Below are 23,597 nucleotides of genomic sequence, written 5' to 3'. Positions count from 1 at the left end.
CAGTGTATGAAAAGGCGGAGGGAACACAATCACCAGATGTTGGAAGTGTGATCAACATCGAAACGTTTCGCTGACATTGATGCACATTTGATTTAAGGATTAAAATTACCGAGAAACAACCCCTTAAAACAATACAAACCATTATTTTTCACAAAGAGAAAAATAAAAAAAACCTGTCAGCCACTACAAACAAATACAAAATTGCCGGTCTCATAATAAAAAAATAAAATCATCCTGCACTACCAATTGTGTCTATTCATACAAATAAGGATATAACCTATGAACGTAAATACACTGGCAGGAAGCTCATTTCCGCTGAAAAACAGTTACACCAACTTCAGCAACTGGTCAGGGGAGATTAAAGGGAGCCATATTATGACTTGTACCCCGGCCAGTGAAAGTGAATTACTGCTGGCAGTAAACTGGGCTTATCAGAATAAATATAAAGCACGTCCCCTGGGCATGCAGCATAACTGGTCGCCATTAACTATCGCGAATAGCAACGATAACAGTCATGTTTTGCTTATCGATATGAAAAAAAGCTTTGCCAATATCTCCATAACGGCCAGTGCAGATGGCGGTATCGTAACGGCACAAACCGGTGTTACCATGGAGAAACTGCTTACCGAGCTGGAAAAAAAGAAACTCGGTTTTATTGCTTTTCCGGCACCGGGAGATATTACTCTTGGTGGCGTTCTGGCAATTGGTGGTCATGGTACAGCCCTACCTGCTGCCGGTGAAACGTTGTCCCGGGGTACAACGTTTGGTTCGCTGAGTAACAGTATTATCTCACTGACTGCCGTAGTGTGGGATGAAACACAGCAGGCCTATATTCTTAAAAAATTCATGCGCTACGAAGCCGATATAGCTGCCTTCCTGGTTCACGTTGGTCGGGCATTTATTAGTGAGGTGACATTACAGGTGCCACGCAATAAGCGCTTACGCTGCCATAGCTTTAGTAATGTTGCTATTGATGAATTGTTTGGCAAACCGGATACCGGAAAACGAGATTTTGCCAGCTTTGTCGAAAAAACAGGTCGCGTTGAGGCTATCTGGTTCCCTTTCACTGATAAACCCTGGGTAAAAACCTGGACGGTGACGCCGTCTTATCCATCCAAGTCACGCCCCGTTCATTCGCCGTATAACTATCCTTTTTCAGATAACGTCCCTAAAGTGTTATCCGACATTATTAAAAATATTCAAAATAATCAACCGCAACTCACGCCAACTTTGGGTAAAACGGAAGCCAACCTGGTAGATATCGGACTGGGTGCCACCAACAGCGGCGATCTTTGGGGATGGAGCAAAGACCTACTATTGTATGTCAAACCCACCACGCTGAGAGTCACCGCAAACGGCTATGCCATCATCACCCGCCGGGCCAATATTCAACGTGTTATCCATGAATTCTTCACCCATTATCAGAATATGGTCGCTAAGTATCAGGCGGTTAATTCATGGCCGATGAATGGACCTGTTGAGATCCGCGTGACCGGGTTAGACCAGCCAACGGAGTGGCTGCCGCCAGGTTCAGTAGCGCCTGCGTTATCAGCAACCCGGCCAGATGATAATCACCCGGAATGGGATACGGCTATCTGGCTGGATATTCTCACCATGCCAGACACGCCTGACGCGAATAAGTTTTATCATGAAATGGAAAACTGGATCTTTAAAAATTATACTGGAGACTATGCCATGGCACGTGTTGAATGGAGTAAAGGGTGGGGTTATACCAATGATGGGACGTGGAGCAATAAAAACGTGTTAAATACGCTGATCCCACAAAGTTTAGGCGGAAAGGATAAATGGGATGCTGCAATAAAAATACTTAATCGTTACGACCCTAACAATATTTTTAGTTCACCCATGTTAAAAAAATTGATGATTGAATAAAGTTATAAATAAAATGGTCTCCTGCCAGGCAGGAGACCAAATTGAATTACAGAGCGTTAAGCGCCCCACTCCTCATCATAATGATAATCCACACGACTGGCATCACCACCTAATAAAGCACCAAACCCTGCAACAATTTTAGAGACAGCATAACCAACAGAATCCAGTGCATGATGCAGGCCACCCAGACCGATTTTATCTGCAGTCTGGCCAACAGCGCTTACCGTATGAGTGTTAAATACATCGTTAGTCAACTTCACACCGTCAATAATGGCATCACCTATAAATGCCAGCAGACCTTTGCTACCACCAGATACGCTAGCAATTTCATTATTCGAGAGATCTCTCATCTAAACTCCATTTTATTAACAATAAATTTCCAATGTGGTTACAATCCACAATCAGGATTGTAGCTCTCTCAAATTCATACACAATCACATATTATCCAAAAAATGTGATGCTAATTAAAAACAAATTTAATTAAACACCCTACCACCGTCAATCAGCAGCGACTGGCCGGTCACCAGTGCACTTTGTTTTTTATATGAACGCCTTCTCTGTTATCGCTTAGCGAAATTACAAAATCTGGCTGAGATGCAGCTGGCCCATCAGCAGCGGGTTGTCAGCATAATCCACCGGGATCGCCACCACCGCCGGCCCCTGCACGTCCATCGCTTTACGCAGCGTCGGCTCCAGCATTGCCGCACTCTCTACGGCAAACCCTGCTGCACCGAAGGACTCCGCGTAGGCTTTAAAATCAATCGGGCCAAATTTCACCCCGGAAACCCGCTGATATTTTTTCTCTTCCTGCATGGCCACCATGTTGTAGCACTCATCCACCCAGATGATATGCAGCAGGTTCGCGCCCAGTCTTACAGCGGTTTCCAGTTCCATACTGGACTGAAGGAACCCCCCATCACCGGAGACGGACACCACTTTGCGTGACGGGTCCACCAGCCAGGCACCGATGGCCCACGGCAATGCCACGCCCATGGTCTGCTGCCCGTTTGAGATCATGATCTGACGGGCGCGGAAGCTGTAGAGATAACGCGCGATCCAGATGTGGAAACTGCCCATATCCACCGTCAGGGTGACGTCGCTGTTGATGATGTCCTGCATGGCGCGCACGATGCGTAACGGATGCAGGGCAAACTGATTGAGCTGGTGACCGCGCAGGGCCAGCAGTTCACGCTGCTGCTGGCGATCCTCCAGTATGGCTGCCGCCTGAGGGCTAAGATCGATTGGGCCAGAGATACGCGCCGTCAGTTTTTCCAGCGTGGCGGCAATGTCGCCCACCAGCTCCGCATCAGGCTGATAACAGTTGTCGGTATCCGCAGGAACCACGTCAATATGCACCAGCGTCGCTTTGCCGCTGTTCCACATAGAAGGCTCATATTCCACCGGACTGTAGCCGATAGTGATAATCAGATCCGCCTCACGCAGCAGTCGGTCGCCCGCCTGATTATTAAACAGCCCGACACGCCCGGCAAAACGTGAGAAGTGCTCCTGGTTCAGCGCGCCGGCCGCCTGATAGGTACTGGTGACCGGGAGATGGCTGCGCGTCAGCAGATGATGCAACGCCTTGCTGTTGGTCGGCTGACTGGCCATCAGGCCAAGCAGCAGCACCGGGTTTTTCGCCTGCGCAATCTGTTGCGCGACTGCCGCAATGGCCGCATCCGGGGCCGCTCCCAGCAGCAGCTGCCCGCGAGTATTCAGCAGGTGCCCGCGTGCCGGCTCATTGACAATATCCTGCGGCAGGCTGACAAAGGCCCCACCGGGTCGCCCCTGCTCAGCGCTGCGAAACGCATTCGACAGCACTTCAGCGATGGCGTCAGAGGACCCGACCTCCACCGCATATTTGCTGACCGGGCGAAACATCGCTACGGTATCCATACTCTGATGTACCTGCTTCGCACTATCTGCCCGTTTTACCGCGCCGCCCAAAGCCACCACCGGATCGCCTTCGGTCGTCGCGGTGGCCATGCCGGTGATCAGGTTAGAACACCCCGGCCCCGAGGTGACCAGTGCCACCCCGGCTTTGCCGGTCAGTCTGCCCACCGCAGCCGCCATAAAGGCCGCATTCGCCTCGTGGCGTACCGGAATGGTCTGGATGGAGGTATCCAGCAGTGAATCAAAAACTTTATCAATTTTGGCACCGGGAATGCCGAACACCTGCTTTACGCCCTGTGCTTCAAGCTGCGCCACAACCAGATCGGCCCCATGCGCCCACTGCTGAACATCGGTTACATTTTTCATCTTTTACTCCCCTGTTATCAGCTCTCTACGGACCGAATGGCAGAATCCAGATTGTCCGGATTAAGGTTGGCTTGCAGGAAATCACTGTCACCCGGCAGGTCGATCACCAGCTTGCTGATCTCCCCAAAAGTTAACGTGCCGCGATCGAGCTGATAATCCAGTAGATGACCGCCCCCCTGGCGATCGTCAGTAATAAAGTGTTCGTGATAGCCGGCAACGTTGATCCCCTGCATATACTGCGGCGTGCGGAAACCAATCAGCACGCCGCTGCGCTGCTCAAAATGGAAGGTCGGCTGCTGGCCGAGCACTTCCGGCATTGATTTATACGGGCGATGCTGACAGGGAACAGTGCGCGTTTCAGCGCGGCTGAACAGACCGTCGAGCCGCAGTGCGCAGAACTGATTATCTGAACTGACCTGCTGGTCGATAATCTGATGGACGTCGGCGCGGCTGACCGGGCCAGTAAAGCGGTGCTGATACTGGGGACGGAAGAAGGTCATTACGGCAAACGGCGACTGCTGATCGGGCCGGGCCGCACGCGCGCTTCCGTCCGAACGCAGCTGATAGACTTCGCGGTTAAAAGCGATCAGTTCTCCGTCCAGCTGATTAAAGGTCCCCAGACCGAAATCACCTTTCTTCAGCAGGTCGGACACCGTGGTGGTACCGTCATAAACACCGCTGAGTAACGCGCTCATTAAAGAGGTCTGATAGATTACGCTTTCTGGTCTTTCCTTCTGCATCTCTCTGACCGTTGTGGTGAGTTGTTCCGTACATGAACAATCAGTTACAGAATGTGTCATTACCGCCTTCCCCGTTAAACTGTTAAGAAGTATTTATTCATGTTGACTCGTTTCAGTTATCGATTCCAATATAGAGAACCCCTCACTTTGAGACGTTTTCGATATGGAACTGCGGTATCTACGTTATTTCGTTGCCGTTGCTGAAACGAAGCACTTCACCAGGGCCGCGGAAATGCTCGGCATTTCACAGCCACCGCTGAGTCAGCAAATCAAGAAGCTGGAAGAGGAGATCGGCACTCCGCTGCTGAAAAGACTGACGCGCGGGGTGGAACTGACGGATGCCGGGGAGGCGTTTTATCAGGATGCCAGCCAGATTCTGGCGCTGACCGGTCATGCGCTGGAGAAAGCCAAAGGCATAGCGCGTGGTATCAGCGGCCAGCTGTCGATTGGTTTTGCCAGTTCCAGCGCGTTTCATCCGCAGATATTCCGGCTGTTGCGTCAGTTTCAGGCGCGATTTCCGGCCATCAGTTTGCTACCGCGCGAAGAGAATATGGCGGCGCTGATGCAGGATTTACAGGAGGGTTTTCTGGATGCGGCCTTTGTGCGTCTGCCCTGTGAGAGCAGTAAGGCGTTTAATTTGAAAGTGATCGCTACGGAGAAAATGGCGCTGGTGTTGCCGGACGGACATCCGCTTGGTAATACCCCCTGCCTGTCGCTGGCGCAGCTGAGTAAGGAACCCCTGATTCTGTTCCCGCGTGAGGTGGCCCCCAGCCTGTATGAAGTGATTATCAGCGCCTGCCTGCGTGCCGGGTTTCAGCCGGATGGCGTACAGCAGTCACCGCAAATATCTTCCGGCATCAGCATGGTGGCGGCCGGTTTTGGCATCACCATTGTGCCGGATTCTCTGCGCTGTATCAGTCTGCCCGGCGTCAGCTTCCATCAGATTGAGGATGCCGCGCTGGGCAGCGATATTGCTCTGGCCTGGCGACGCTGGGATCGCTCCCCCGCCGTCCATCACCTGGTGACGCTGTTGGGCGGTGATTAACCGCCGATTTTACGTACCTGCTTAACGTCCAGCTCCAGAGAGTTGAAGTCTTTATCCAGTTTGCCCTGCAGTTCAACATTGTCTTTCGGGCCGATGGTCAGGCCATCCCAGCGCTTGTCGTCGATTTCAACGGTCATGGTGCCGGTCGCGTCGCGGAACAGATAGTCTTCATCGCCCACGCGCTTTTCAATATGACCGCGCATCGTCACCCAGGCATCATCACTCATATCCTGAGCCTGTTTCACGGTGGCAACGGTGCCGTTCGGGCCGCTAAAGCCGCCTTTCTGAACCTGAGCCGTTGGCGCATTCGGGTCAACAAAACCTCCGGTCTGAGCGGCCAGTACAGGCATTGACATCAGGGTGGCAATCGCCATTAACGCAGCTGTCTTCTTCATCATGTTCACTTTTCCTTATGGAGGTGGGCAGTTATTCCGCCGGTGAATGTCTGTCGGTAAGTATTACAGCAAAAGCTTCTTAACAGGATCTTAAGAGATCGGCCATCGCCACTTTATTGTTTTAAATTGACGAAAATCCGCGAATATCGCCGATCCTTGCTGTACAAGCAGCATCAGGATTCCGTATAACTCGGTGAACTGCGGGGGGATAAACCAATGCGAATTTTACTTATTGAAGATGACCAACTGATTGGTGACGGGATTAAAGCCGGATTAAGCAAACTGGGATTCAGCATCGACTGGTTTACCCAGGGTAAAGAGGGGCTGCGGGCGCTGAGTGCCGCCCCTTACGATGCGGTAGTGCTGGATCTCAGCCTGCCGGAAATTGACGGGCTGGATATTCTGCGCCAGTGGCGACAGCAGGGGCAGGATGAACCGGTGTTAATCCTGACGGCGCGTGATGCGCTGGAACAGCGCGTTAACGGGTTACAGCTGGGGGCAGATGACTACCTGTGCAAGCCCTTTGCTTTAAGCGAAGTGGCCGCCCGCTTACAGGCGCTGATCCGCCGCCGCCACGGCCAGCTGCAGCCGACGCTGAAACACGGCAACGTGGTGATGGAACCCGGTTCACACACCGTCACCCTGAACGGCGAACCGCTGGTGCTGAAGGCGCGTGAAATGGCTCTGCTGGAGCTGTTCCTGCTGAATGCCGGACGGGTACTGACCCGGCCACAGCTGGAAGAGAAGATCTACGGCTGGGATGATGATGTTTCCAGCAATGCCGTAGAAGTCCACATTCATCACCTGCGCAAAAAACTGGGCAGTGAGTTTATTCGCACCATCCACGGTGTGGGCTACACGCTGGGAGCGGCACCGTGATGCAGCGCAGCCTGCGCGTGAGGCTGATGCTGGGTTTCCTGCTGCTCAGCCTGCTGTGCTGGGGAGCCGCCGCCGTCGGCTCCTGGTGGCAGACGCGCCACAACATCAACGAGCTGTTTGACACCCAGCAGATGCTGTTCGCTAAACGCCTGCTGCGCCTGAATCCCGATCAGTTCAGCCAGCAGCTACCGCTGCCAAAAACCAAAAAAATGCTGCGCCACCATCGCGGCGATCAGGATGATGATGCGCTGTCCTTCGCCGTCTTTACCCGTGAAGGGAAAATGGTGCTCAACGATGGCGATAAGGGCAAAGATTTTATCTTTGACTATCAGCGCGATGGTTTCCTTGACGGACGGCTGAAAGGCGACGATGACCGCTGGCGCATGGTCTGGCTGCACACGCTGGATAATCAGTATGTGGTGGTGGTGGGTCAGGAGTGGGAGTATCGCGATGATATGACGCGCGACCTGGTCAAAACGAACCTGATGCCCTGGCTGGCGGCGCTGCCGGTGATGCTGTTGCTGATGCTGTGGCTGGTCACCCGTGAACTGGCTCCGCTAAAACAGATTGCCCTCCAGCTGCGGCAGCGTGCCCCGGATGATAACGCCCCCCTTACCGCCCCGCGTGTGCCGCAGGAAGTGCGCCCTCTGCTGACAGAGCTGAATCAGCTGTTCAGCCGCACCGGAGAGCTGTTGCTGCGCGAACGCCGCTTTACCTCAGATGCCGCCCACGAGCTGCGCAGCCCGCTGGCCGCGTTAAAAGTGCAGACCGAAGTTGCTCAGCTGGCGCACGATGACGCCGCCGTGCGCCATCATGCGCTGAACAGTCTGGATGCCGGAATCGACCGCGCCACCCGGCTGGTGGATCAGCTGCTGACGCTTTCAAGGCTGGATGCCGGAGACGATCTGGAAAAACAGAGCGTTCACTGGCAGGGGATCGTACAGCAGGCGGTGGTCGATCAGTATGCGAGCGCGCAGGCGGCCGGTGTTGAACTGGCACTGGATGCCCCGGCAACGCCGGTGCTACAGCACGGTAATCCGCTGCTGCTGGCACTGCTGGTGCGTAATCTGCTGGATAATGCCATCCGTTACAGCCCGCCAGGCAGTGAAGTCTGGCTGAAGCTGGAACCCGGCTGTTTGCAGGTGCTGGATAGCGGGCCAGGCGTCAGCCCGGAAGCGCTGGCAAGGATAGGCGAACGTTTTTATCGCCCACCGGGTCAGCAGCAGTCAGGCAGTGGTCTGGGATTGTCGATCGTTCATCATATTGCCCATCTGCACGGCATGACGGTGGCGATGAATAATCGGGCCGAAGGCGGGTTTGCGGTGACCATAAAACTGTAGAGGGCAGGCATTTTCCTGGTCGATCAGCGGGCGGACCGAAACAAAAGGTCCGCCCTACAGATGATAACGAATCAGATCTCGACCTGGGTTCCCAGCTCAATCACGCGGTTAGGCGGAATTTTAAACTGGTCGGGGGCACGCAGGGCATTACGCTGTAGCGCAAGGAACAGTTTGCCGCGCAGGCGCAGATACCACGGTCGTTTACCGATAATCAGCGATTCATGCGACATAAAGAACGATGTTTCCATCATCCTGCAGCTCAGCCCTTCCAGCCCACAGCGGTGGAAAATCTCTTCAACGTTAGGCGTTTCACGCCAGCCGTAGCTGGCCACCACGCGCCAGAACGTAGGCGACAACTGCTCGATGGTCACCCGCTTCACGTTGTGCACGTAAGGTGCATCTTCGGTACGCAGCGTCAGCAGCACCACGCGCTCGTGCAGCACCTTGTTGTGTTTCAGGTTATGCAGCATGGCAAACGGGATCACGTTCAGCGCACGGGACATATACACGGCGGTGCCCGGTACGCGCACCGGTGGGGATTTCTCCAGCGAAGCGATCATCGCCTCCAGAGAGTTGCCGTGCTCATGCATGCGGCGCAGCAGGCGGAAGCGTTCACTTTTCCAGGTGGTCATGATGACAAACATCACCAGCGCCAGCGACAGCGGCAGCCAGCCTCCGGCAAACACTTTCACCAGGTTGGCCGAGAACAGCGAAACGTCGATGCACAACATGCCGATCAGCAGCGTGATCACCAGATAGCGATTCCAGTGCCAGTTTTTAATTGCCACCACGCTGCACAGGATAGCGGTCAGCACCATGGTGCCGGTCACGGCGATGCCGTAAGCGGCGGCCAGATTGCTCGAGTGTTCAAAGCCGACAATCACAATCACCACCGAGACAAACAGCAGCCAGTTAATCACCGGGATATAGATCTGACCCGACTCCTCTTCCGAGGTATAAACAATGCGCATCGGAGGCAGATAGCCCAGACGGACCGCCTGGCGCGTCAGGGAGAAGACCCCTGAAATGACCGCCTGGGAAGCAATCACCGTGGCCAGCGTGGCCAGAATCAGCATCGGGATGAGCGCCCAGTCAGGAGCCAGCAGGAAGAACGGGTTCTTAATCGCTTCCGGATTTTTCAGCAGCAGCGCCCCCTGACCGAAGTAGTTCAGCACCAGCGACGGCAGCACAACAATAAACCAGGCAAGGCGAATCGGGAACTTCCCAAAGTGGCCCATATCGGCGTACAGCGCCTCGACCCCGGTGATCGCCAGCACCACCGCGCCCAGCGCAAAGAAGGACACCATTTTATATTCAACGAAGAAATGCACCGCCCAGTAAGGGTTCATCGCATGCAGAACTTCAGGATTGCTGATGATGCCGCGCGCACCCAGCACCGCCAGCACGAGGAACCACAGCAGCATCACCGGCGCAAACAGCTTTCCGACAAGACCGGTACCGTGTTTCTGAATCACAAACAGCAGGGTCAGCACGCCTATCGCCAGCGGCACAATGTAGCGGTCCAGGGAGGGAGCGGCGATCTCCAGGCCTTCAATGGCCGAAAGCACCGATACCGCTGGGGTGATCACCACCTCGCCGTAAAAGAAGCTGCCGCCGATCAGACCCATGATCACCAATACGGCGGTGGAACGCGCACCAGTATTGCGGCCTGCCAGCGACATCAGTGTCAGTATCCCGCCTTCCCCGGCATTGTCGGCGCGCATCACGTAGCTGATATATTTCAGCGAGACGGTGAGTAGCAGTAGCCAGAAAATCAGCGACAGGAAGCCAAAAACGGCATCCCGTTCAACACCAAAACCAAACTGCCCTGACAGACATTCGCGCAGGGTGTACAGCGGGCTGGTGCCAATATCACCATATACCACACCAATGGCGGCCAGCGTAACGGCGCCCAGGGACTGCTTCTTCTCAGAACTCATAGACTTGTCTTTTGTTGCGGTGGACTGACGCGGGATTGCGTACGGCTCAACGACCCGTCAAAACGCGCACAGTATGCATGATTAAGCATGAATGCCTATCCTTAATTGCCGGTAAAATGACAACATCAATGGTCAGTGTCACCCTTTGATAATAAAAAAGCTGACTGCAATCAACTCTTTCAAGCATCATAGCCAGTAGTGTTTGCGCTCGCCAGAAAGCAATCTGGCCTGACCGTAGAAAAGGATGAATGTTTGACTATGGCCCACTCTCAATTACTGGCGGAACGAATCGCCCGCCTCAGCAATGCTTTAGAGAAAGGACTTTACGAACGCCATCATGCGATTCGCCTTTGCCTGCTCGCCGCGCTGTGCGGTGAAAGTGTCTTTTTACTCGGTCCACCGGGAATTGCCAAAAGCCTGATTGCCCGACGACTCAAGTATGCTTTTCAGCATTCCCGCGCCTTTGAGTACCTGATGACCCGCTTCTCCACTCCGGAAGAAGTGTTTGGCCCCCTCTCTATTCAGGCACTAAAAGACGAAGGGCGCTACCAGCGCCTGACAAAAGGTTATCTGCCCGATGCGGAAATCGTGTTTCTCGACGAAATCTGGAAGGCCGGGCCCGCTATTCTTAACACGCTGCTGACCGCGATTAACGAACGCCGCTTTCGCAACGGTGACAGTGAAGAAAAAATTCCGATGCGTCTGCTGGTCACTGCCTCTAACGAACTTCCGGAAGCAGACAGCGGGCTGGAAGCGCTGTATGACCGTATGCTGATCCGCCTGTGGCTGGATAACGTTCACGAAAAACAGAACTTCCGTAGCCTGCTGACCCACCAGCAGGATGAAAATCAAAACCCGGTCTCTGATTCGCTGTGCATCAGTGATGAGGAGTATCTGGAGTGGCAGCAGGGTATCAGCAAAGTCAGCCTGCCCGATGATGTTTTTGAGCTGATTTTCCAGCTGCGTCAGCTGCTGGAAAATCAGCCTGAAGCCCCCTATGTCTCTGACCGTCGGTGGAAAAAAGCGATCCATCTGCTGCAGGCCAGCGCCTTCTACAGTGGCCGAAATGCGATCGCGCCTATCGACCTGATTTTGCTGAAAGACTGTCTGTGGCACGACGTGGGATCGATGAAGCTGCTGGACCGCGAATTGGACAACCTGATCACCCAGCAGGGCTGGCAGCAGCAGCCCATCCTGTTCAAACTGCAGCAAATCAACACCCGCCGCCTGGCATTGCAGCAGCAGCAGAGCGCCGAGCAGGCCATTCGTCTGGAGAAGCACGGCGGTATGTTCAGCCGCAAACCCCATTTCGACCTGCCCGCAACGCTGGCCGCCGAGACCTTAACGTTAATGCTGCAAAAACCCCTGACCCTGCACGATATTCAGGTCACCCACATCACTCTCGCTCGCGAGGCGCTGCACCACTGGCTGCAAAAAGGCGGTGAAATGCGCGGCAAGCTGAATGGTATCGGCTTTGCGCAGACGCTCGACCTGCACGTGGACGGCTACGACTGTCTGACGCTGCGCGATGTCAGCCTGCAGGCGACGCGCCTGATGCTGCCGGGCAAACCCCAGCAGGGCTTACCGGAAGAAATCACCCTGGCGCTGGACGAATTAGAGGCGCAGCTCAGGGCGCAGCGCACGCTGTTCAGCCAGAATCATCGCTGCCTGTTTATCAGCGATGACTGGCTGGCACGGATAGAAGACAGTCTGCAACAGGTTGCAGAACAGCTGAAACAGGCTCGCCAGTGATCTCGCTGGATACGCTGAGCATGTTTCTGGCCGTCAGCGAGAATGAGCTGATCGAAGAGCTGGTGATCACCCTGCTCGCCTCGCCACAGCTGGCGACCTTTTTTGAAAAATTTCCTAAACTGAAAAATGCGCTGACGCGCGACCTTCCCCACTGGAAAGCGGAGATCCTGCAACAGCTGAAATCGACGCCGGTGCCGCAGGATCTGGCAGAAGAGTTCAGCCGATTCCAGCAGTTTCAGACCCTGAACCCGCATGATTTTAGCGTCCGGCTCCCTGAGCTGCTGACCTGGCTTGAGCAACAGCACTCGCCGTTTGCCGAAAAATCCCGCCTGCTGGTGGCCAACAATGACAGCCAGCAGCTCACCAGCGCCCAGCAGACGCTGTTCTTGCAGCGCTGGCGCCTGAGCCTGACCCTGCAAACCCTGACGCTCAACCAGCAGCTGCTCGATCAGGAGCGCGATAAGCTGCTGGCCGAACTGCAACAGCGCCTGGCGATGAGCGGTCAGCTGGCGCCGGTGCTGGCGGATGATGACGAAGCGGCCGCAGGGCGGCTGTGGGATCTGACGCGCAGTTCACTGGAGCGCGGTGACTATCAGCTGATTGTGCAGTACGGTGATTTCCTCGCCAGCCAGCCAGAACTGCTAAAGCTGGCGGAACAGCTGGGCCGCAGCCGGGAAGCTAAAGCGGTGCTGTCTCAGGATGCGCCGCCGGAGGTTTTCCACCAGCTGGTGCGCGAACCGGAAAACGTGCCGGAAGAGGTCAACGGCCTGCACCAGAGTGACGATATTCTGCGCCTGCTGCCTCCGGAGCTGGCGACGCTCGGCATCAGCGAGCTGGAGATGGAGTTTTATCGCCGGCTGGTGGAAAAACGCCTGCTCACTTACCGGCTTCAGGGGGAGAGCTGGCATGACAAAGTCACGCTGCGCCCGGTCACCCATCAACACCACGACGAACAGCCGCGCGGACCGTTTATCATCTGCGTGGATACCTCCGGTTCAATGGGCGGCTTCAACGAACGCTGTGCCAAAGCCTTCTGTCTCGCCCTGCTGAAGGTCGCGCTGGCGGATAACCGTCGCTGCTACATTATGCTGTTTGCCCATGAAGTGGTGGGCTATGAACTGACCGCTGAAGATGGCATCAGTCAGGCGATCCGTTTTCTCAGCCAGCGTTTTCGCGGCGGTACCGATCTGGCTGCCTGCCTGGATGCTGTGTTACAAAAAATGTCCGGCCCGCTCTGGCAGGATGCGGATGCGGTGATCCTCTCTGACTTTATCGCCCAGCGCCTGCCCGATCCCATCATTGCGCGCGTACGCGATCACCAGAGCCGACAACTCCAGCGTTTTCATGCCGTTGCCATGTCCGATCATGGAAAACCCGGCATCATGCGCATCTTTGACCATATCTGGCGCTTCGACACCGGCCTGAAAAGCCGCCTGCTGCGCCGCTGGAAGCGCTGACCGTCCCTGCTATCTGTCAATACTGGCAAAGCATATTTGCTATAGTGATGTATACGCTTTAGCCATTTGGCATATTGGGCAAGATGGGAGCATCACGTGACTTTGCAACAACACCAGACAGGATTACCTGCACCAACCCGCACGCTGACGTTAAGCGGCAACGATCCGGAACAAAAACGCCAGCAGCTGCTGACCTACTTCCGCCAGACGTGGGAGCTGTACGAGAGCCTGTTTGACTGCCTGGCAGATGACCGCGCCTGGACTACCAAAGCGATCTCGCTGCGCCATCCTCTTATCTTCTATTACGGCCACACCGCCACCTTCTATATCAACAAGCTGATGGCGGGCCGCCTGATCGACAGCCGCACCGACGATAAAATCGAAGCCATGATGGCGATCGGCGTTGACGAAATGAGCTGGGACGATCTGGATAACAGCCACTATGACTGGCCGTCGGTGGCCGAGCTGCGTGACTATCGCGGTAAGGTGCGCAACCGTATTGAACAGTTTATCCGGCAGATGCCGCTGACCCTGCCAATTAGCTGGGACAGCCCGGCCTGGGTCATCCTGATGGGCATTGAGCACGAACGTATCCACCTGGAAACCTCCAGCGTGCTGATACGTCAGCTACCGCTGGCGTGGGTGAAACCTCAACCGCACTGGCCGGTGTGTCCGGATGCGCGTCATGACCGTCTGGCGGTGCCGCATAACGCTCTGATTAATGTCTCTGCCGGGCAGGTCACGCAGGGTAAAACCGACGACACGTATGGCTGGGATAACGAGTACGGCAATCGCGTCAGCGACGTCAAAGCGTTTGAGGCCAGTAAAATGCTGGTCAGCAACGCCGAGTTTTTTGAATTTGTCGCTGCCGGAGGCTATCAGACGCCACGCTGGTGGGATGAAGAAGGCGGTAACTGGCGCGAATTTGCCCAGGCCATCCAGCCTACCTTCTGGGTCGGCAGCCCCGACCGTCCGGACGAGCTGAAACTTCGCCTGATGGCAGAAGAGGTCGCCATGCCCTGGGACTGGCCAGCCGAAGTAAACCAGCTGGAAGCCGCCGCGTTCTGCCGCTGGAAGGCAGAAGTCACGGGTCAGTCGGTACAGCTTCCCGCAGAAAGCGAATGGATGCTGCTGCGTGAGCAGGTCGCCAGCGATCAGCCCGACTGGCAGCAGGCACCGGGCAATATCAACCTCGCGTACTGGGCATCATCCAGCCCGGTGGACCGTTTTGCCCAGGGAGACTTTTATGACCTGATCGGCAACGTCTGGCAGTGGACAACCACACCGATCAACGGCTTTGAGGGTTTCCGCGTACATCCACTTTACGATGACTTCTCCACGCCGACCTTTGACGGCAAGCACGCCCTGATCAAAGGGGGGAGCTGGATCTCGACGGGGAATGAAGCGCTGAAGTCGGCGCGTTATGCCTTCCGCCGCCACTTCTTCCAGCATGCCGGTTTCCGCTATGTGGTCTCCAGCCATCAGGAGAGCATGACCAGCAACCCGTACGAAACCGACAGCATGGTGTCGCAGTACCTCGACTTCCAGTACGGTCCGGACTACTTCGGCGTGCCCAACTACGGCAAAGCGCTGGTGGACATTGCCTGTACGCTCACCGACAAACGTCAGCGTGCGCTGGATATTGGCTGTGCCACCGGTCGCGCCAGCTTCGAACTGGCGCGCCACTTCGAGCAGGTGGTCGGCATGGATTACTCGGCGCGCTTTATTGACGTAGCGCTCCAGCTGACCAGCGGCGAAGACTTCCGCTATGTCACTCAGGAAGAGGGCGATCTGGTGGAGTATCGCCAGGTGCGGCTGAAAGATTTTGGCCTCGGCGCAGAACAGGCGGCACGCATTCAGTTCGTTCAGGGCGATGCCTGTAACCTGAAGCCACAGGTGCAGCCTTACGATCTGGTGCTGGCCTCCAACCTGATTGACCGCCTACGCCAGCCGCAGCGCTTCCTGAAGGACATTACCCGTATGATCCGTTCCGGTGGTGTTCTGGTGCTCTCCTCGCCTTATACCTGGCTGGAAGAGTTCACGCCGAAAGAGAACTGGCTGGGTGGGGTGCGTGAAAATGGTGAGGCGCTCTCAACTTATCAGGCACTGCAGCGCCTGCTGGCTGCCGACTTTGAGGAGATAGCCCCGGCGCAGGACGTTCCGTTTGTAATCCGCGAAACCGCACGTAAGTATCAGCACACTGTCGCTCAGGTCACGCTGTGGCGTAAACGCTAACCCTGCCTGACAGCGGGTGCCTGCCGGTGCCCGCTGTCATATCCTCACTCTGATTGCCATTTTGTTCACGATCCCGCACATTACTACTCTATTCATTGAAAGAAATTCAATCATGGAGCCGCCATGGCCGAAAACATGCAGCCAGATACCCTCGATCGCGCCATTCTTAATGCGCTGATGGAGAATGCCCGTACGGCCTACGCCGAGCTGGCTAAACAGTTTAACGTCAGCCCCGGCACCATTCACGTACGCGTGGAAAAGATGAAGCAGGCGGGCATCATTAAAGGGACACGGGTGGAGATAGACCCGAAGATGCTGGGCTACGACGTCTGCTGCTTTATTGGCATCATTCTGAAAAGCGCCAGGGACTATCCCGCAGCCGTGGCAAAACTGGAGCAGCTGGAAGAAGTGGTCGAAGCCTGGTACACCACCGGGCACTACAGCATCTTTATTAAGGTGATGTGCCGCTCGATCGATGCGCTGCAGCTGGTGTTGATCAACAAGATCCAGACCATTGATGAAATCCAGTCAACTGAAACGCTGATCTCTCTGCAGAACCCGATTATGCGTACTATCACGCCTTAATCCTCTTAACCTGTGCATCATTTTATGCACAGGTGTTTCCTGCGTACCTTATCCTTCTGCCGCTGAATACCCCCACTTACCCACAGGTAGATCCCAGCCTGATCACAGCGTACAATGCCCGCCATTATCATTCAGAGATCTCATCATGGCCGATATTACGTTAATCAGTGGCAGCACTTTAGGCAGCTCAGAATATGTTGCCGATCATCTTGCTGAGAAGCTGGAAGAGGCAGGGCATACCACCGAAACGCTGCACGGACCGGAGCTGGAAGAGCTGAAACAGGAAGGGATCTGGATAGTGGTGTGTTCTACCCACGGAGCCGGTGAACTGCCGGACAATATTCAGCCGCTGTTTGATGCCATAAAGGAAGGACAGCCCGATCTGAGCAACCTGCGCTATGGCGCTGTCGGTCTGGGTAACCGGGAATATGACCTGTTCTGCGGGGCCATTGAGCAATTCGATACGCTTCTGAGCTCTCTGGGTGCAAAGCGTATTGGCGATCGTCTGGATATTGACGTGCTGCAACATGAAATTCCGGAAGATCCTGCCGGTGTCTGGGTCGACAGTTGGAAAGAACTGATCTGAACCACAGCGGGATCGGGCTGAGATCGTCGCGTTGATCTACAGAATCGTGCTTTTCCGATCCTGAGTTTTGTAAATAATGCTCTTTTTTGCCTGGTTTTAACGCATTCATCTGTGGATAACAAGGCTCAATACCGGGTAATAACCGGTGTTTATCCCAATAACAACTTGGTAGCCTGCCGGGTCCTGTGGATAACATGCCATTTAGATCCCAGCTTATACGGCGTAGGATCACCGATCATTAACAGCTAATGATCCTGTCTAATTGCTTGATCCTAATCAGCAAAAAAGGCTTATCCACAGAGATCGTCGATCCTAATAGAAGATCTAATAAAGAGATCTCTAAATAAAAAAGATCTTCTTTTTAATACACGAAGATCCCGGTGCTTTCGCCATCGTCTAAAGTTGAGTAGAATCCACGCCCTCAGCAACACTCCCTTAATTCGCACAAACCGCGAGGTGCAGTACCATGTTTTATCCAGATCCTTTTGACGTCATCGTGATTGGTGGTGGTCATGCGGGAACGGAAGCCGCGATGGCCGCTGCCCGTATGGGTCAACAAACCCTGTTATTAACCCATAACATCGACACGCTGGGACAAATGTCCTGCAATCCGGCGATCGGCGGCATCGGGAAAGGACATCTGGTAAAAGAAGTGGACGCACTGGGCGGACTGATGGCACACGCTATCGACCAGGCCGGTATCCAGTTTAGGATACTAAACGCCAGCAAAGGCCCTGCCGTACGGGCTACCCGTGCTCAGGCTGACCGTGTGCTGTACCGTCAGGCTGTGCGCACTGCCCTGGAGAATCAGCCTAACCTGATGATCTTCCAGCAGGCGGTTGAAGATCTGATCGTCGAAAACGATCGTGTCGTGGGTGCTGTTACCCAGATGGGACTGAAGTTCCGTGCCAAAGCCGTGGTGCTGACGGTCGGAACCTTCCTCGATGGTAAAATTCATATCGGTATGGATAACTACAGCGGTGGCCGTGCAGGCGATCCGCCATCCATCTCGCTATCGCGCCGCCTGCGTGAGCTGCCGCTGCGCGTTGGTCGCCTGAAAACCGGTACGCCACCGCGTATTGATGCCCGCACTATCGACTTCAGCGTTCTGGCTCCGCAGCATGGTGATACCCCCATGCCGGTCTTCTCGTTTATGGGCAATGTCAGCCAGCATCCTCAGCAGGTGCCGTGCTACATCACCTATACCAATGAGAAAACCCATGAGGTGATCCGCAATAACCTCGACCGCAGCCCGATGTATGCCGGTGTGATCGAAGGGATCGGCCCACGCTACTGCCCGTCGATTGAAGACAAGGTGATGCGCTTTGCCGATCGTAACGCGCACCAGATCTTCCTGGAGCCGGAAGGATTAACCAGCAACGAAATTTATCCAAACGGCATCTCTACCAGCCTGCCGTTTGACGTGCAGATGCAGATTGTCCGTTCCATGCAGGGTATGGAAAACGCCAAAATTGTTCGCCCTGGCTATGCCATCGAGTACGATTTCTTCGATCCGAGAGATCTGAAGCCGACGCTGGAAAGTAAATATATCGACGGACTGTTCTTTGCCGGACAGATCAACGGCACCACTGGCTACGAAGAAGCGGCAGCACAGGGTCTGCTGGCGGGCCTCAATGCGGGTCGTCTGTCGGCTGACAAAGAGACCTGGGCACCACGTCGCGATCAGGCTTACCTGGGCGTACTGGTGGACGATCTCTGCACGCTCGGCACCAAAGAACCGTACCGCATGTTTACCTCGCGCGCAGAGTATCGTCTGATGCTGCGTGAGGATAACGCCGATCTGCGCCTGACGGCAGCCGGTCGCGAGCTGGGTCTGGTCGACGATGCACGCTGGGCGCGGTTCAACGAGAAGCTGGAAAGCATTGAGCTGGAGCGTCAGCGTCTGCGTGATATCTGGGTACATCCGAAGTCAGAATGCGTCGCTGAGGTGAATACCCTACTGAGCGCCGGGCTGACCAAAGAAGCCAGCGGTGAAGATTTGCTGCGCCGCCCGGAAATGACCTATCAGAATCTGATGACCCTGAGCAGCTTCGGCCCGGCGCTGAGCGATCCACAGGCGGCGGAACAGGTTGAAATTCAGGTGAAATACGAAGGTTATATCGTTCGCCAGCAGGAAGAAATTGACCGCCAGCTGCGTAATGAAAACACCCTGCTGCCTGTCGATCTCAACTACCAGCAGGTGAGCGGCCTCTCTAATGAGGTGATCGCCAAGCTGAACGATCACAAACCGGGATCGATTGGCCAGGCATCGCGCATTTCCGGTATTACCCCGGCAGCGATCTCTATTTTACTTATCTACCTTAAAAAACAGGGCCTGCTGCGCAAAAGCGCCTGACCTGAAATACGGGTCGGCTTGCCTGTCCATAAAAAATGGGCCGGGCATTGCCCGGCCCCTACGGGACTTCTTCGTGATTAATAAACTCTCCGCTCTGCTGAAAAGCGCACAAATATCCCTGACCGATCGGCAAAAAGAGCAGCTGGTTGGCTACGTTGAAATGCTGCATAAGTGGAACAAAGCCTACAACCTGACGTCAGTGCGCGATCCTGAGCAGATGCTGGTGCGCCATATTCTCGACAGCATCGTCGTTGAGCCTCATCTTGTGGGCGAGCGCTTTATCGATGTGGGTACCGGTCCTGGCCTGCCAGGCATCCCGCTGGCGATTGTCCGCCCGCAGGCGCATTTCACGCTGCTGGACAGCCTGGGTAAGCGCGTACGCTTCCTGAAGCAGGTTCAGCATGAACTGAAGCTGAACAACATCACACCGGTCCAGAGCCGCGTAGAGGACTTTCCTGCCGAGCCCCCTTTTGACGGCGTCATCAGCCGGGCGTTTGCTTCACTGACCGATATGGTGAACTGGTGCCATCATCTGCCGGGCGAAAAGGGGCGTTTTTATGCCCTGAAAGGGATTTTACCGCAGGACGAAATCGCTGCATTACCGACCGGTTTTCGCGTCGAAAAAGTGTGTCCGCTGTCCGTTCCGCAGCTGGAAGGTGAGCGCCACCTGGTGATTATTGCGCCATCGGCGTAAAACGGAGCGACTCACGCCCTGCCCGTCAGTCTGTTTTCACGCGACTGACGGTGTTTTTTCGCAAAATAACCCTTTTTGTTATAAGGCTAAAAGGCCTTTTAGTTATAGTTAACCCCTGAAATTATGTGGATTTTTTGCTGAAAAAACCGCTCGGTTTGAGTGTGATTATTCTTAATGTGTTGTCTGTGGGATCTTATTTGTGAAAATTTGCCTGGACGGAGCTGTTACCATCAGGTTAAATCACCCGGCGGTAATGATCTGACAACCTCTGTTACATTTAACCTTAATTTCACATTTTGTTATCACTTGAGTCATATTTCCGTGAGTCTTTCAGCATAAAAATAGTCACGCAGGAAAATATCTTTTCCCTGTCAATCGGCGTAAGCGACGTGCAGGAAGATGTTAAATATTTGCTACAGATGTCAATAAGACCTTTTTATCGAGATAAGCGTCCGTTTTTACAAAAAATATAACTATCATAATGAAATTTAACGGTTTTTATAATGACGCGCGCTCAGATCTAAATAGAGCTCTGCTGAAATGTTCACCGTTACATTACTAATTTGTGATCTTACGCACGCTTTGCGAACAAGTAATGTCGCGTATTGCAGAAAAAAGTCGATAAGCTGCCGTTGTCATCGGTTTTTGAAAATAGCCTTCTGGAAAGAAATTTAAATAATTGTTCACCTTTTCTCTACTTATCGATTGAAATCACAGGTGCGCACCGTATAATTTGCACGGTTTTTGCTGCTTGACTCAAAAGAGCAAAGGCAGTTTTATACGACACGCGACATACCCCCATCGGGGCAGGAGAGTTTCAGCGTCATGTCAGTGTCCCTTTACAGAGTAAAATTTGCCCGGACCGTGTTGCTGCTGCAACTGGTGACCTTCGTCGTAATCGGTGCGCTGTTTTTTGCCCTGAAAGATCTGACATGGGGCGTGTCCGCCTTAGCGGGTGGACTGGCAGCCTGGCTGCCAAACGTGTTGTTTATGATTTTTGCCTGGCGCCACCGGGCGGGGCATGAAGTAACAGGGCGACTCGCCTGGACTTTTGCTTTAGGCGAAGTGCTGAAAGTATTCGTTACTGTGCTCGTGATTATCGTGGCGCTGGGAGTGTTTAAGGCGGTGTTTACGCCGCTGGGACTGGCCTGGTTATCGGTGCTGATTGTGCAAATTGTCGCACCGGCTGTAATTAACAACAAAGGGTAAGAGGCATCATGGCTGCAGGAGAAATCTCTACGCCGCAAGAATACATAGGTCATCATCTGAAGAACCTTCAGCTTGACCTGCGTACCTTCGAGCTAGTGAATCCGCACGACGCACCGTCGTTCTGGGTACTAAATATCGACTCCATGTTTTTCTCTGTGGTGCTGGGACTGGTGTTCCTGGTGCTGTTTCGCAAAGTCGCGAAATCAGCGACCAGCGGCGTGCCGGGTAAATTACAGGCCGCTGTTGAGTTAGTTGTTGGTTTCGTAGATGACAACGTGCGCGACATGTACCACGGTAAAAGCAAACTCATCGCTCCACTGGCCCTGACGATTTTCGTCTGGGTGTTCCTGATGAACTTCATGGACCTGCTGCCTATCGATTTGCTGCCGTACATCGGCGAGCATTATCTGGGTCTGCCAGCGTTGCGTGTGGTGCCTTCTGCTGACGTGAACGTTACGCTGTCGATGGCCCTTGGCGTATTTATTTTGATTCTGTTCTACAGCATCAAGATGAAAGGCATTGGCGGCTTTACTAAAGAGCTGACTCTGCAACCCTTCAACCACCCTGTATTCATTCCGATCAACCTGATTCTGGAAGGTGTGAGCCTGCTGTCCAAACCGGTATCTCTGGGTCTGCGACTGTTCGGAAACATGTATGCGGGGGAATTGATTTTTATCCTGATTGCCGGTCTGTTGCCGTGGTGGTCACAGTGGGTTCTGAATGTGCCTTGGGCCATTTTCCACATCCTGATCATTTCGCTGCAGGCTTTCATTTTCATGGTCTTAACGATTGTCTATCTGTCGATGGCATCTGAAGAACATTGATTTTTTCTCAACACTACTGCGTTTTAACTGAAACAAACTGGAGACTGTCATGGAAAACCTGAATATGGATCTGCTGTACATGGCTGCCGCTGTGATGATGGGCCTGGCGGCAATCGGTGCTGCGATCGGTATCGGCATCCTCGGAGGCAAATTCCTGGAAGGCGCCGCGCGCCAACCGGATCTGATTCCTCTGCTGCGTACGCAGTTCTTTGTTGTAATGGGTCTGGTGGATGCAATCCCGATGATCGCTGTTGGTCTGGGTCTGTACGTGATGTTTGCTGTCGCGTAAAACCGATTGTTCATCGCCCGCGAGAGTGTGCGATGAACGGCTTCTGGCCGCTGTTTCGACAGCGGCAGAAAAAGTTAACTTAACAAGAGGCATTGTGCTGTGAACATTAACGCAACAATCCTCGGCCAGGCTATCGCGTTCATCCTGTTTGTAGCGTTCTGCATGAAGTACGTATGGCCGCCGCTTATGGCTGCTATCGAAAAGCGCCAGAAAGAAGTTGCCGAAGGCCTTGCTTCCGCTGAACGTGCCAAGAAAGATTTGGATCTCGCGCAGGCTAATGCGACCGACCAGCTGAAGAAAGCGAAAGAAGACGCCCAGGTTATCATCGAGCAGGCTAACAAACGCCGCGCGCAGATCCTGGACGAAGCGAAAGCTGAGGCTGAGCAGGAACGTAGCAAGATCGTCACTCAGGCGCAGGCAGAAATTGATGCCGAACGCAAACGTGCACGTGAAGAGCTGCGCAAGCAGGTCGCGATGCTGGCTGTGGCCGGCGCCGAGAAAATCATTGAACGTTCCGTGGATGAAGCTGCTAACAGCGACATCGTTGATAAACTGGTCGCTGAACTGTAAGGGAGGGGCTGATGTCTGAATTTACTACCGTAGCTCGCCCCTACGCTAAAGCCGCTTTTGACTTTGCGGTTGAACATCAAAGTATCGATCGCTGGCAGCAAATGCTGGCGTTTGCCGCCGAAGTGGCTGGCAATGAACAGGTATCCGAACTTCTTTCCGGCGCTCTGGCGCCGGAAGCGTTGTCTGGAGCGTTCATCGCAATCTGTGGTGACCAACTCGACGAAGCCGGTCAGAACCTGATTAAGGTGATGGCTGAAAACAAACGTTTGCCAGCGCTTACCGCTGTACTGGAACAGTTCATCCAACTGCGTGCCGCATATGATGCGTCCGCTGAGGTTGAAGTTATCTCTTCCATGACATTGAGTGATGAACAGCTGACCAAAATCAGCAGCGCGATGGAAAAACGTCTGTCACGCAAAGTTAAGCTGAATTGCAAAATTGATAAGTCTGTAATGGCAGGCGTAATCATCCGTGCGGGTGATATGGTCATTGACGGAAGCGTACGCGGTCGTCTTGAACGCCTCGCAGACGTCTTGCAGTCTTAAGGGGACT

21 protein-coding genes are annotated in these 23,597 nt (G+C 54.1%); 16 read left to right on the top strand and 5 right to left on the bottom strand.

Annotated features, from left to right (window positions below; translation table 11 throughout):
• Window positions 1-279 precede the first annotated feature (279 nt).
• Window positions 280-1,893, top strand: a complete 1,614-nt coding sequence (locus tag ABEH87_RS14415; RefSeq protein ID WP_346577120.1) for a cholesterol oxidase substrate-binding domain-containing protein — start codon at window positions 280-282, stop codon at window positions 1,891-1,893.
• 56 nt (window positions 1,894-1,949) lie between these two features.
• Here ABEH87_RS14415 and ABEH87_RS14410 read toward each other — a convergent pair whose 3' ends face one another.
• From ABEH87_RS14410 to budA, 3 genes are all read right to left on the bottom strand, one after another.
• Window positions 1,950-2,243: a hypothetical protein gene (locus ABEH87_RS14410; protein WP_346577118.1), complete on the bottom strand. Its 294-nt coding sequence runs from the start codon at window positions 2,241-2,243 to the stop codon at window positions 1,950-1,952.
• Window positions 2,244-2,469: 226 nt separating this feature from the next.
• On the bottom strand, window positions 2,470-4,149 hold the full coding sequence (alsS, locus tag ABEH87_RS14405) for an acetolactate synthase AlsS (protein WP_346577116.1): 1,680 nt from the start codon (window positions 4,147-4,149) through the stop codon (window positions 2,470-2,472).
• A 17-nt stretch (window positions 4,150-4,166) separates the two neighbouring features.
• Window positions 4,167-4,949, bottom strand: coding sequence for an acetolactate decarboxylase (gene budA / locus ABEH87_RS14400; RefSeq protein WP_346577114.1), 783 nt, complete (start codon window positions 4,947-4,949; stop codon window positions 4,167-4,169).
• A gap of 103 nt (window positions 4,950-5,052) precedes the next feature.
• On the opposite strand from budA, the gene ABEH87_RS14395 reads away from it, so the two are divergent.
• Complete coding sequence (locus ABEH87_RS14395) at window positions 5,053-5,934, top strand: LysR family transcriptional regulator (protein ID WP_346577112.1); 882 nt, start codon at window positions 5,053-5,055, stop codon at window positions 5,932-5,934.
• Here the strand turns inward: ABEH87_RS14395 and ABEH87_RS14390 are convergent.
• On the bottom strand, window positions 5,931-6,329 hold the full coding sequence (locus ABEH87_RS14390; protein ID WP_346577159.1) for a NirD/YgiW/YdeI family stress tolerance protein: 399 nt from the start codon (window positions 6,327-6,329) through the stop codon (window positions 5,931-5,933). The two genes, ABEH87_RS14395 and ABEH87_RS14390, sit on opposite strands and share 4 nt — an antisense overlap.
• A 216-nt stretch (window positions 6,330-6,545) precedes the next feature.
• On the opposite strand from ABEH87_RS14390, the gene qseB reads away from it, so the two are divergent.
• Together qseB and qseC are read left to right on the top strand one after the other, a co-directional pair.
• Entirely contained in the window at window positions 6,546-7,208 is a 663-nt protein-coding gene (qseB, locus tag ABEH87_RS14385) for a quorum sensing response regulator transcription factor QseB (protein WP_346577110.1), read from the top strand.
• A complete protein-coding gene (qseC, locus tag ABEH87_RS14380; RefSeq protein ID WP_346577157.1) occupies window positions 7,208-8,548 on the top strand; it encodes a quorum sensing histidine kinase QseC in 1,341 nt (446 codons plus the stop codon). The genes qseB and qseC overlap by 1 nt, the downstream gene beginning before the upstream one ends.
• A 71-nt stretch (window positions 8,549-8,619) precedes the next feature.
• Here the strand turns inward: qseC and kup are convergent, their stop codons facing one another.
• Entirely contained in the window at window positions 8,620-10,488 is a 1,869-nt protein-coding gene (kup, locus tag ABEH87_RS14375) for a low affinity potassium transporter Kup (RefSeq protein ID WP_346577108.1), read from the bottom strand.
• Window positions 10,489-10,746: 258 nt separating this feature from the next.
• On the opposite strand from kup, the gene ravA reads away from it, so the two are divergent.
• The 12 genes from ravA (at window position 10,747) to atpH (ending at window position 23,590) form a co-directional block, all read left to right on the top strand.
• A complete protein-coding gene (ravA, locus tag ABEH87_RS14370) occupies window positions 10,747-12,240 on the top strand; it encodes an ATPase RavA (RefSeq protein ID WP_346577106.1) in 1,494 nt (497 codons plus the stop codon).
• Window positions 12,237-13,697 carry an ATPase RavA stimulator ViaA gene (viaA, locus tag ABEH87_RS14365; protein ID WP_346577104.1) on the top strand — a complete coding sequence of 487 codons (1,461 nt, stop codon included), beginning with the start codon at window positions 12,237-12,239 and terminating at the stop codon, window positions 13,695-13,697. The genes ravA and viaA overlap by 4 nt, the downstream gene beginning before the upstream one ends.
• Before the next feature lie 96 nt (window positions 13,698-13,793).
• Complete coding sequence (gene ovoA, locus ABEH87_RS14360) at window positions 13,794-15,932, top strand: 5-histidylcysteine sulfoxide synthase (RefSeq protein ID WP_346577102.1); 2,139 nt, start codon at window positions 13,794-13,796, stop codon at window positions 15,930-15,932.
• A 123-nt stretch (window positions 15,933-16,055) separates the two neighbouring features.
• A complete protein-coding gene (gene asnC, locus ABEH87_RS14355) occupies window positions 16,056-16,517 on the top strand; it encodes a transcriptional regulator AsnC (RefSeq protein ID WP_346577100.1) in 462 nt (153 codons plus the stop codon).
• Window positions 16,518-16,662: 145 nt separating this feature from the next.
• A complete protein-coding gene (gene mioC, locus ABEH87_RS14350) occupies window positions 16,663-17,103 on the top strand; it encodes an FMN-binding protein MioC (RefSeq protein WP_346577098.1) in 441 nt (146 codons plus the stop codon).
• A 466-nt stretch (window positions 17,104-17,569) separates the two neighbouring features.
• Window positions 17,570-19,459, top strand: coding sequence for a tRNA uridine-5-carboxymethylaminomethyl(34) synthesis enzyme MnmG (gene mnmG / locus ABEH87_RS14345; protein WP_346577096.1), 1,890 nt, complete (start codon window positions 17,570-17,572; stop codon window positions 19,457-19,459).
• Between the two features lie 73 nt (window positions 19,460-19,532).
• A complete protein-coding gene (gene rsmG / locus ABEH87_RS14340; protein WP_346577094.1) occupies window positions 19,533-20,153 on the top strand; it encodes a 16S rRNA (guanine(527)-N(7))-methyltransferase RsmG in 621 nt (206 codons plus the stop codon).
• Between the two features lie 825 nt (window positions 20,154-20,978).
• Window positions 20,979-21,362 carry a F0F1 ATP synthase subunit I gene (gene atpI / locus ABEH87_RS14335; protein ID WP_048917949.1) on the top strand — a complete coding sequence of 128 codons (384 nt, stop codon included), beginning with the start codon at window positions 20,979-20,981 and terminating at the stop codon, window positions 21,360-21,362.
• An 8-nt stretch (window positions 21,363-21,370) separates the two neighbouring features.
• Window positions 21,371-22,186 (top strand): F0F1 ATP synthase subunit A, encoded by an 816-nt coding sequence (gene atpB / locus ABEH87_RS14330; RefSeq protein ID WP_346577092.1) that lies wholly within the window; start codon window positions 21,371-21,373, stop codon window positions 22,184-22,186.
• A gap of 49 nt (window positions 22,187-22,235) precedes the next feature.
• Window positions 22,236-22,475 carry a F0F1 ATP synthase subunit C gene (gene atpE, locus ABEH87_RS14325; RefSeq protein WP_003849523.1) on the top strand — a complete coding sequence of 80 codons (240 nt, stop codon included), beginning with the start codon at window positions 22,236-22,238 and terminating at the stop codon, window positions 22,473-22,475.
• A 99-nt stretch (window positions 22,476-22,574) separates the two neighbouring features.
• Window positions 22,575-23,045, top strand: coding sequence for a F0F1 ATP synthase subunit B (atpF, locus tag ABEH87_RS14320; protein ID WP_062744106.1), 471 nt, complete (start codon window positions 22,575-22,577; stop codon window positions 23,043-23,045).
• Between the two features lie 11 nt (window positions 23,046-23,056).
• Window positions 23,057-23,590 carry a F0F1 ATP synthase subunit delta gene (atpH, locus tag ABEH87_RS14315; RefSeq protein WP_346577090.1) on the top strand — a complete coding sequence of 178 codons (534 nt, stop codon included), beginning with the start codon at window positions 23,057-23,059 and terminating at the stop codon, window positions 23,588-23,590.
• The last annotated feature ends 7 nt before the right edge of the window (window positions 23,591-23,597 follow it).

This window comes from Erwinia sp. Eh17-17 (genome assembly GCF_039675725.1).
Classification (GTDB): domain Bacteria; phylum Pseudomonadota; class Gammaproteobacteria; order Enterobacterales; family Enterobacteriaceae; genus Erwinia.
This window is presented reverse-complemented; position numbering and strand designations above follow the sequence as displayed.

Bases quoted from the DNA above. Each gene is read 5' to 3' on its own strand.
- budA (WP_346577114.1), bottom strand. From the start codon at position 4,949: ATGACACATTCTGTAACTGATTGTTCATGTACGGAACAACTCACCACA.
- ABEH87_RS14410 (WP_346577118.1), bottom strand. From the start codon at position 2,243: ATGAGAGATCTCTCGAATAATGAAATTGCTAGCGTATCTGGTGGTAGC.
- kup (WP_346577108.1), bottom strand. From the start codon at position 10,488: ATGAGTTCTGAGAAGAAGCAGTCCCTGGGCGCCGTTACGCTGGCCGCC.
- mioC (WP_346577098.1), top strand. From the start codon at position 16,663: ATGGCCGATATTACGTTAATCAGTGGCAGCACTTTAGGCAGCTCAGAA.
- ABEH87_RS14395 (WP_346577112.1), top strand. From the start codon at position 5,053: ATGGAACTGCGGTATCTACGTTATTTCGTTGCCGTTGCTGAAACGAAG.
- atpH (WP_346577090.1), top strand. From the start codon at position 23,057: ATGTCTGAATTTACTACCGTAGCTCGCCCCTACGCTAAAGCCGCTTTT.
- atpB (WP_346577092.1), top strand. From the start codon at position 21,371: ATGGCTGCAGGAGAAATCTCTACGCCGCAAGAATACATAGGTCATCAT.
- asnC (WP_346577100.1), top strand. From the start codon at position 16,056: ATGGCCGAAAACATGCAGCCAGATACCCTCGATCGCGCCATTCTTAAT.
- ravA (WP_346577106.1), top strand. From the start codon at position 10,747: ATGGCCCACTCTCAATTACTGGCGGAACGAATCGCCCGCCTCAGCAAT.
- qseB (WP_346577110.1), top strand. From the start codon at position 6,546: ATGCGAATTTTACTTATTGAAGATGACCAACTGATTGGTGACGGGATT.
- ABEH87_RS14415 (WP_346577120.1), top strand. From the start codon at position 280: ATGAACGTAAATACACTGGCAGGAAGCTCATTTCCGCTGAAAAACAGT.
- atpI (WP_048917949.1), top strand. From the start codon at position 20,979: ATGTCAGTGTCCCTTTACAGAGTAAAATTTGCCCGGACCGTGTTGCTG.
- ABEH87_RS14390 (WP_346577159.1), bottom strand. From the start codon at position 6,329: ATGAAGAAGACAGCTGCGTTAATGGCGATTGCCACCCTGATGTCAATG.
- qseC (WP_346577157.1), top strand. From the start codon at position 7,208: ATGCAGCGCAGCCTGCGCGTGAGGCTGATGCTGGGTTTCCTGCTGCTC.
- alsS (WP_346577116.1), bottom strand. From the start codon at position 4,149: ATGAAAAATGTAACCGATGTTCAGCAGTGGGCGCATGGGGCCGATCTG.
- mnmG (WP_346577096.1), top strand. From the start codon at position 17,570: ATGTTTTATCCAGATCCTTTTGACGTCATCGTGATTGGTGGTGGTCAT.
- atpE (WP_003849523.1), top strand. From the start codon at position 22,236: ATGGAAAACCTGAATATGGATCTGCTGTACATGGCTGCCGCTGTGATG.